This window comes from Gammaproteobacteria bacterium (assembly GCA_013696315.1).
In the GTDB taxonomy this organism is placed as follows: domain Bacteria; phylum Pseudomonadota; class Gammaproteobacteria; order JACCYU01; family JACCYU01; genus JACCYU01.
Genome location: JACCYU010000279.1, coordinates 1 through 9,511 on the forward strand (window position 1 = coordinate 1; position 9,511 = coordinate 9,511).

Annotated in this window: 8 protein-coding genes; all 8 read left to right on the forward strand. The window is 63.6% G+C overall.

The window, feature by feature from the left end:
• Positions 1-151: 151 nt before the first annotated feature.
• Positions 152-928, forward strand: coding sequence for a DUF3450 family protein (locus H0V34_15595; protein ID MBA2493039.1), 777 nt, complete (start codon positions 152-154; stop codon positions 926-928).
• Positions 928-2,409: a MotA/TolQ/ExbB proton channel family protein gene (locus H0V34_15600; GenBank protein MBA2493040.1), complete on the forward strand. Its 1,482-nt coding sequence runs from the start codon at positions 928-930 to the stop codon at positions 2,407-2,409. The genes H0V34_15595 and H0V34_15600 overlap by 1 nt, the downstream gene beginning before the upstream one ends.
• Before the next feature lie 5 nt (positions 2,410-2,414).
• Complete coding sequence (locus tag H0V34_15605) at positions 2,415-3,038, forward strand: MotA/TolQ/ExbB proton channel family protein (GenBank protein MBA2493041.1); 624 nt, start codon at positions 2,415-2,417, stop codon at positions 3,036-3,038.
• Positions 3,038-3,451, forward strand: coding sequence for a biopolymer transporter ExbD (locus H0V34_15610; GenBank protein ID MBA2493042.1), 414 nt, complete (start codon positions 3,038-3,040; stop codon positions 3,449-3,451). The genes H0V34_15605 and H0V34_15610 overlap by 1 nt, the downstream gene beginning before the upstream one ends.
• 75 nt (positions 3,452-3,526) lie before the next feature.
• Entirely contained in the window at positions 3,527-4,162 is a 636-nt protein-coding gene (locus H0V34_15615) for an energy transducer TonB (protein MBA2493043.1), read from the forward strand.
• A gap of 14 nt (positions 4,163-4,176) precedes the next feature.
• Entirely contained in the window at positions 4,177-5,406 is a 1,230-nt protein-coding gene (locus H0V34_15620; GenBank protein ID MBA2493044.1) for a hypothetical protein, read from the forward strand.
• Between the two features lie 85 nt (positions 5,407-5,491).
• Complete coding sequence (locus tag H0V34_15625) at positions 5,492-8,722, forward strand: TonB-dependent receptor (GenBank protein MBA2493045.1); 3,231 nt, start codon at positions 5,492-5,494, stop codon at positions 8,720-8,722.
• A 178-nt stretch (positions 8,723-8,900) separates the two neighbouring features.
• Positions 8,901-9,511, forward strand: a 611-nt coding sequence (locus H0V34_15630) for a hypothetical protein (GenBank protein ID MBA2493046.1), incomplete at its 3' end; no start/stop codon positions are given.

The window sequence follows — 9,511 nt, forward strand, 5'->3', positions numbered from 1 at the left end:
GTAACCATTCTGTAACATCGCCGGCGTAAGGTTCAAGCACCGCTCGTTGTCCCGCATGCGTCGCATGCCGGCGCGTGGCAGCGCCTGAAACCAATGTGGAGATCGCATGCCATCAAGTCCCCGCTTCCTCGTGTGCGCAACAGCATTGATCATGACAATGACGCCGGGCATAGCCGCCGAGGCCACGACCCGCACCCTGGACAATCTGGTGCAAAACATCATCGAGCTGCGCGGCGATCTGGAAGGACTGGACGCAAGAATCCAGCGGCTGGAAAGCGGGCACGAAGCCCGGATGTCAGCGTTGGCGCAGAGTGAGGGCGAGCTCGCCGCACAGCGCGACCGCCAGGAACTGAACATGAAGCAGCTGGAGCGTAAGCTCGCCGATATGCGGGATCAGTCCGACGAAGCCGGCGTTGTCGCGAGGCAGCTCACACCTGCGTTGAAAGCCGCGATCGACGGCATGCGTGAGTATGTCCAGACGTCGTTGCCGTTCAAGCGCAGTGAGCGTCTGGCGGTGCTCGACGACATGCAGGCTCAGCTCGAGCGCGGCACGCTCAAAGCCCCGCGGCTCGCCAACCGCTTGTGGTCATTCTATTCCGACGAGCTAAGACTTACGGGTGACAGCGCCGTTTATCGTCAGCCGATTGTCATACAAGGCCAGGAACACCTGGTTGACGTAGCACGGCTGGGCATGATGAGCCTTTACTTCCGCAGCGATGACGGACGCTTCGGCTACGCCGCGCGCGCGGGCGACGACTGGATCTACCGCTATCTAGGCGGCGGCGTGCCCGCCGATGAAGTCGCGGCGCTGTTCGGCGCGCTGCGCAAGCAGCTCGACACCGGTTTTTATCGCCTGCCTTATCCTATCGGCGCCCGCTCGTTTCTGCAGGCGGCGCGGCCACCATTGCGCCAGGCGGAGGCGCGCTAATGAATCGAATCACTTTGCGAAATGGCGCCGCACCAGCATTACTGTTCGCGGCGCTCCTGGGCGTGTCGCTGTTTATCAGCGTGTCCGCACAGGATTCCTCAAAGTCCGCCGAAGCCGCGGGCCGCGGCGAGACCGGGGCTAACGGCGCGTCTGGCGGGTCCGATCAAGCCGCGGCCGAGCAGGATGCGCGCGTGGAGCTGGAAGCAGCCTATCAGCAGGAATACGCGTTTCTGGTCGCGCAAAAGCGGGCATTGCAGGCACGCATCGCAAGCTTTCGCGGGCAGGCGCAAGCCGAGGTCAGCCAGACTGAGCAGCGCATAGACGCGCTGCAGGAATCGGTGCTCGGGCTTGATTCGAACGCCAAGGTGCTGCAGCAGCGCATGAATGTGCTCCAGCGTCAGCGCCAGACGGCGCGGCAAAACGCGGACATCCTCGATGCGACGTTTCAGCAGGCCAGAACCACCTTCGGCGAGTATGGCCGCCGCGCGCTCATGAGCCGTCAGAGCTTCGCGGATCAGGGTGAGGCCGGCAGACTCGCTGATGTATTCGCGCGCGCGCGCGGCTTGTTGCGTGATCTGACGTCGGTCCGGCAGCAGCCCGGTGCGTTCTTCTCGCGCGAGGGCCGCAAACTCGAAGGCACCTTGATCCGGGTCGGCGACATCGCCACTTACGGTGTGGCGGGCGAGGTCGCCGGCGCGCTGGCGCCGGCCGGTGGCGGCGAACTGAAAGTCTGGGAACAGCCCGCGGCGGATGACGCGCGTGCGCTGATTCAGGGCCGCACGCGCGATCAGCTCGGACTGTTTCTTTACGATTCGCTGGATACCGCGGCGCCCACCGACGAGACCGAGGGCGTCATCGCTCACATTCACAGTGGCGGGCCGATCGCCTGGGTAATCGTCGCCGTGGGCGTACTGGCCGTGTTGTTGATACTGGCGCGCGTGATCCTGCTCAAGCGCGCTGGCGCCAGCACGGGACGTATTGTCAAGGCCATAGGCGAGAAGCTGGATAAGCGCGACATCAAAGGCGCGCTGGAGGTCTGCGAACGACGCAAAGGTGCTGCCGCCAATGTCGTCGCGGCGGCGCTCGAGAACATTCATCGCGACCGCGAGCAGCTCGAAGACATCATCAACGAGGCCATCCTGCGCGAGAACACGCGCCTGGAGCGTTTCGGCTCGCTGATCATGGTGATCTCCGCGGTATCGCCGCTCCTCGGACTGCTCGGCACCGTAATCGGCATGATCATGACCTTCGAGGTCATCACACAATTCGGCACCGGCGATCCGGCGCTGCTGGCGGGCGGCATCGCGATCGCGCTGGTCAATACGGAACTCGGTCTCGCGGTAGCGATCCCCGCGCTGCTCATCGGCAGCATGCTGTTGAGCTGGGCGGATCGCATCAAGGACGACATGCTCAAGGCCGCCCTGCGGGTTACCAACCACTATGAAGACGTTGAAACCGCCGCCATGCGAAAGGCGGCCTGAGTCCGATGCTGGCCGCGTTCGAAAGCTCGCTCTCGCAGGTCGCTTCGTACATCGAGGTCGGCGGCTATGTAATGCCGGCGCTGGCGGCGGCGAGCCTGTTGCTATGGTTCGGCATCGGTTATCGCTTATCGGCGCTGCGTCGTCCCGGCAAGCGCGGCGTCGGACAATTGATCGAGGCGCACGCCGGCGGCATGGTGAGCGCCAGACCGCGCGGACTCGTCGAACGCGCCGCGGCCGATGGCGTCGCGATCTGGCGCAAGCGCCCGCGACATCTGCGCCGTCGGCTGGATGCCGCCTTTGCCGACGCGGAAACGGATCTCAAGAAATATTCGCGCGTGATCAAGGCGCTGGTGATCGCCGCACCCCTGCTGGGATTGCTGGGTACGGTCAACGGCATGGTCGAGACCTTCGACGCCCTGGCTGATCAGCGGATAATCTCGCAGTCCGGCAGCATCGCGGCCGGCATCTCGAAAGCGCTGTTTGCGACGCAACTCGGACTTGCGGTCGCGATTCCGGGGTTGTTCGTCAATGGCGCGCTTGAGCGGCGCGCGCGCGATACGCGCCGCGAGCTCGAGCAGATCAAGAACATCCTCTGCGCCAGAGCGGCGCCCGCCCCGGAGCAAAGCTGATGTTACAACGCCGTGAATCGAGCGTAGCCGAGGAAACCAGCATCAATGTGGTGCCGATGGTCGACATCATGCTGGTACTGGTCATCTTCTTCGTGGTGACCACCAGCTTCGTCGACGACATGAATCTGGATATCGACCGCCCCACGGCGAAGAGCGCGACACCATCGGAGACGCAGGCGATCCGCCTCTTCATCGATTCCAGCGGCGACACCTATCTCGACGGCGCGCCCGTGCAGGTGTGGATGATCCAGACGCAGCTTGACCTGTTGCTGGAAGCCTCGACCTCGGATTCCGTGCTGGTGGTGACCGACGACAGCGTCCCCGCCAAGCGCCTGATCGAGGTGGTCGATCAGGCCCGCCTGGCCGGCGCTCAGGTGGGCGTGGCCACAAGCGCCGAGTCGGGCGGCGGTTAAGCTTTTCCCCTCTCCTCCGTCATGGGGGGAGGGAACCCTGGACGGCGATTCGGAAGAACTTCAGTCAATTCAAGCATGATTCAACGCCTGCGACATTACCTCTCCGCATGTATGTTCATGGTCGCGGGCACCGCGGCGGTGCTCGCGGTGCTTGTGCTGGTCAACAATCCACCCCAGGGGCCAGAGCGGGACGACGCCGATAAAACGACCTTTACCGTCGAACCACCCGTGCAACAACCCAAGCCGGTACAAAAAAAGATGGTGCAAAACAAGCGCGCGCAGCCTACGTCGCGGGGTCCGGCGCCGCCGCCGCTTGCCAGTCTGGATGCGGCGATCGGCAGCGTCGATGTGCCGCTACCCGGCTTTGATCTTTCCGCGCTGAACCGGCTGGACGGTTCACTGGGCGCGGATCAAAACCTCGTGATGACCGACGAGACCGCGGACGAACCGCCGCAGGCCGTGAGCCAGGCCGCAATGGAATACCCGCTGGACGCGAAAGCGGATGGCGTTGAGGGTTACGTGACCTTAAGTGTGCTGATCGGCGCGGGCGGCGACATACAGGACGTGCGGGTGCTGGAGTCGCGACCCGGCGGCGTCTTCGACGACGTGGCGATCGAAGGCATCCGTCAGTGGCGGTTCGCGCCCGCCACTTACCAGGGCAAGCCGGTCACCGTCTGGGCGCACCAGACCATCCGCTTCGATCTGGGTTAGAACCATTGTCCCACATGTCGCTCCCTTATCTTGCGCGTCACTGCCTGGCCGTGTGCCTGGCCGCCATGATGACCGCCGCGCCGACGCCCTCCGCCGCGCAGGAAGAAGGAGAGGATCGGTCAGGCGATCTCCCGGAAGTTAATTATCTGGAACTCGGCGCGCGGCTGGTCGCTGACGGCAACTATGCGCGCGCGGCCGCGGCGCTGCGCAATGTCAATGTAAAAGCCGCCGGGGTCGATGTCGCCCGCTATCACACCTTGCGCGGTCTGGTCGCGCTGCGGCAAGGCGATGCGCAACAGGCCGTCGGCGCGCTGAGCAAAGCCACCATTGAACGGCGAACAAGGCCCGGGGGCGCGCGCGATCCCGCCGATGTCCGCGCAAAGTGGCTCGCCTACATCTACCTCGCGCAGGCGCATTATCAGCTTCAAAACTATGCGCAAACCCTGCGCGCGCTCGCTCGCTCCGGCCCGATTGGCAGCCACGAACCGGCGCTTGCGGCCTTGCGCGCGGATTCACACTGGCAACTGCATCAGCGCGTGGCGGCTTTCGCCGCTTTGAACCGGGGCGCGGCGCGGTTTCCCAACGACCCGCAGTTTCTGCGCCGGAAGGTATTTTATTTAATCGACATGGGTTTTTACCGCGCCGCCGCCACACTGGGCCAGGCGTATCTGCGGGTCGTGGACGCGGGCGCGGACGATTACCTCGCCATCGGCAGCGCGCTGCGTCAGAGCAGTCAACTCGATCTCGCGCTTAAGGTTCTGGAGCGGGCGCGGCTTGAATTTCCGTTTGCACGCGACATCAATGTCGAGCTGGCGCACGTGTATCTCGACGCCGGCAAGCCACATGTCGCCGCCGACCTGTTCGCGCGCACCGCGGTCATTCATCGCGACATTCTGCCTGAAGCCGCCGAGCTGGAGCGGCGCGCCGGCAATTTCTATCGCGCGCTGCTGTTGAACACGTGGATCGCAAATCAAAAAGCTAAACTCAAACAGCGCCTCGCCATGTTCGTCGGTCAGGAGCGCTGGGCAATGGCTGCCGCAATGGGCGGCGCGCTGGCGCGCAACGGGCTGCTCGCCGACGACGAGATCCGCTACGCCTGGGCGTATTCGCTGTTCAAGTCGGGCGAGTACGATGCCGCCGAGCACGCGCTGGTGTTGCTGGAGCGCGGCGACCTGTTCGACAAGGCGGTCGAGCTGCGCCGCGCGATGGCCACTTGTCGCCAGGCGCGCTGGCAGTGTTTGTGAGACCGCGCAGTTAATCCAATCCGGGGGTCTTCCAATCATTCCGTCACGCCGTCATGCCGGTGCCAACCGGCGTCCATCCGGGTACTTGCGCGCAAGCTTTCGCTTCGCGGCTACGCTGACGGTCGCGGCAGCGTTGTGTGCCGACAGCGGTGCCGCGCCGCGGACGAGCCGACCTCCATCGGATGAGCCGACACCAGCCGCGGCACAGGCAACACCGGCAAGTCCAGAGAGCGGACGCACGGACGCCGTCGCGAAAGCGGGCGCGCCGGCCGAACTGTCGCTCGTCATTTTCGAACGAGGCAATCCGGTCAGCGGGGTCGAGCTTAAGGTTAACGGCAAACGCTATGGCGTAACCGACACCGACGGCGCGCTGTGGGCGAACATACCTTCCGGCCGCCGCGACGTTGTGCTCGTGCGCGACAGCAAACCGCTCGTTGAACTCGATTTTCTGACCGATGCGGGCGAGTCGCTGCAGATGCTCGTGACCTTGCCGGAAACACCGGCCGCGCGGCCCCGGATCGATGTCGCGAGCACCGCCGGCGGCGAGCAGGTAAAGATCGTGCGGGACGACACAGCGCTCGAAGAAAAAGGGCCGCCGGGCGCGCTGACCGGACGTATTGTCGCGGCCGATTCCGGCGCGCCTATCAGTGGGGCCAGACTGTATTTCGCGGGCCAGGCGACCGACGCCACTACGGACAAAGCCGGCCGCTACGCCGTGGAACTGCCGGCCGGCAATTACAGGCTGTCGGTGGTGCATCCGGACTACGCCACGCAAAAGCTGGACAACGTCCGTGTGATCCCCGGCAAACAGGTGACCAGCAACATCGAGCTGAGTCCGGCGGGGCTCGCGCTCGCCGACTACGTGGTCACCGCGCCCTACGTCGAGGGCAGCATCGCCTCCGTGTTCACGACGCAGCGCGAGGCCGAGGGGGTGATCGATATCATCGGCGCCGAGCAGATGGCGCGCACCGGCGATTCCGACGCAGCCCAGGCGTTGGGCCGTGTCACCGGCCTGACCATCGAAGACGGCCAGTACGCGGTCATCCGCGGTCAGCCGGAGCGTTATACCTACAGCACGTTCAATGGCTCGCCGCTGCCGAGTCCGGACCCCATCCAGCGCATTGTGCCGCTGGATCTATTTCCGGCCGGCGTGTTGAAGAGTATCGCGGTGCAGAAAAGTTATACCGCTGACCAGCCAGGCGAGTTCGGGGGCGGCCTTGTCGCGCTCAGCACGCGCGATATACCCGACGAGGCCTTCGGCGCGGTGTCCGTCAGGACCGGCTTCAATTCCTTGAGCACCAACAAGGACGGGCTAACCTATGCGGGGGGCAGCACCGATTTTCTGGGCTTCGATGACGGCGCCCGCGAACTGCCCGCCGCGGCCGCAGGCGAGGCCAATCTGGGAAATCTTTCTATCGATCAGCAAAACGCGATTGGCGCGCAGTTCCCGAACAGCTACAACGTCACGAATGAGACGTTGCCGCCCGATTCGGGTCTGTCGATCGTGGGCGGCGGCGCGTTCGACCTGTTGGGCGGCGAGATCGGCGTGCTCGGTTCGTTCGCCTGGGACCGGGAATATCGCAATCGTGAGCAGATCGAGCGCACGTACTCGGCGGCCGGCGGCGATGAGCTGATCCTGGCCAACGATTTCACCTCGCGGCGCACGGACATGTTCGCCTCGCTTAGCAGCCTGCTGGCGTTCGGCGCCGAGTGGGACCGCACCAAGCTCAGCAGCAACACCTTTTTCATTCAGGACACAACCGGCCGCACCGAGGCCATCGAAGGACTGGACGCAACCAGCGAAGACAACTTCGTGCGGGATTCTCTGCTGTCCTGGGACGAGCAGCAATTGCTGGTGCAGCAGGTTCTGGGCGAACACGATTTCGATTTCGTGAAACTGGGCTGGCGCGGACTGATCGGGTCGGGCTCGCGCGAAGCGCCCGACCGCCGGACGTATCGATACCAGCAGTTACCGGATCAGAGTTTCATCTTCGTGGGCGACCCGAGCGGCGTGACGCGCGAGTACAACGAGACCGAGGACAGTATCTCCGGCTTAGGCCTGGACATTACGGTGCCAGTCATCGCGCGCGCGGGCTTCAGGGCGGACGCGAAACTCGGCGGAAGCATGTTTGACCAGACGCGGGAGTCCCAGACCCGGCGGTTTATATTCACGCCTTCCGACGAGCTGAGTGAAGCGCTGTTTGCGCCGAACCCTGAAGATTTTCTGCAACCGGGGCAGATCGGGGAATCGGTGACATTCACCGAGGAAACCTTAGGGATAGACGACTACAGTGGCGAAACCTCGGTGGACGGCATGTATCTCATGGGCGATTTTCGCGTGCCCAAAGTCGCCCGTATGGTCGCTGGCGTACGGCGCGAAGAGGCTCAGTTTTCGGCGCTGACTTTTCAGGGCGCCGAGGGCGACGGCGACGTGCCCGGCGGCTTCGAAGGCGAGGACATACTCCCGGCGGTGGACTTCACATATTTCTGGGGCGAGACCATGCAGATACGGGCGGCGTGGGGCAAAACCGTGTCGCGGCCCAACCTGAATGAATTGTCACCGGCTGTTTATATCGATCCGCGCACCGGCGACGAATTCGTCGGCAACCCGGATTTGCAGCCGGCGGAAATCACCAGCTATGACCTGCGCTGGGAGTGGTATCCGAGCAGCACCGAGCAGCTCACCGCCGGCGTGTTCCGCAAGGACTATACAGACCCGATCGAGCTGACCTTACAACCGCTGGGCGAGAGTTCGATCCTGAATTCCGTGGACAATGCCGACGAGGCGAAAGTGACCGGCCTGGAAATTTCCGCGCGTGCCGGTCTGGAGCGGCTGCGGACAGGGATCGGCGGCGGGCCTCGCTGGTTCGGCCCGGCGCGCGGGTGGGTTGGCGGCGCCGGCTGGCTCGATAACATGTACGTGCAGGGCAATGCCACGTTTATCAATTCCGAGGTAATGCTGGCGGAGACGGGCGTGGCGACTCAGTCGGCCCGGCCGCTGCAGGGTCAGGCCGAAAACATCTTCAACCTGCAACTCGGTTACGACGGCGCGACGCACGATTTCACCCTCGCCTACAACCGGGTCGGCGAAAGATTGTATCGCCCCGGCACCCAGACCCGTCCGAACATCTTCCGCGAGCCGGTCGATCTGCTGGATGCGACCTATCGCTTTCAAGTGTGGGACGCCCTCACCATAGGACTGGAGCTCTCCAACCTGCTCAACCCCACCCTGAATATTACGCAGGGCGGCCAGATCTACGAATCTTACGAGGCCGGGATCAGCGCGAACCTGTTTTTGAACTGGACGCTCTGGTGACCCTCGAAATCGCCCGCTCGCGTCACATTACGGTCACAATTTCATCACATTCCTGACACAGACACAGCGTATTTTAAGCAGGTAATCGTCATTATACTTACCTAAGTAACTGAAACTTCCGGAGTATTTCATGTCATCAGGCAAATTTAAGATTTTCTCGACCGCCATCTGCGTCACCTTGAGCGCGGGCGCAGCCGCGCAGACCGCTCCCGTTAACATCATCACCGATCCGAATCCAACCAATCTTTCCGGCCGTGGCACCTTCGGTGGCCTGGTCATCGACGGTTTCGCCCGCGTCAACAGCGCGAACGCCGCCGGTGAGACCACGTCCGAGGTCGACCGCGTGCTGACCGACGGCTTCCGCTTTTACGGCGGACGGCTCGACACCGACAACAGCGGATCGATCAATTATCTTGTCATCGCCGAATCGGGCGTGTCGTTCCGTCCCGACGAAGAGATTCAGGGCCTGACCCTGGAGGGCGTCGGCTCGGGCACGCAGATCAGCTATGTGCAAGTGCTGGGTTCCGAGGACGACGGCATCGAATGGTTCGGTGGCACGGTCAATGCCGACCATCTGCTCATCAACGGCGCCGACGACGATTCGCTGGACATGGACCTGGGCTATCGGGGGCGCGTGCAGTATGCGCTTGCGTTGCAGGGCGCCACCAACGGCAATTACGGTATCGAGTCCGACGGCAATGGCGACAACTTCAACGCCGTCCCGTTTACCGCGCCGCGGATTGCCAATGTGACCATCCTCGGCAACAAGGGCCGAATCGACGAGAACAC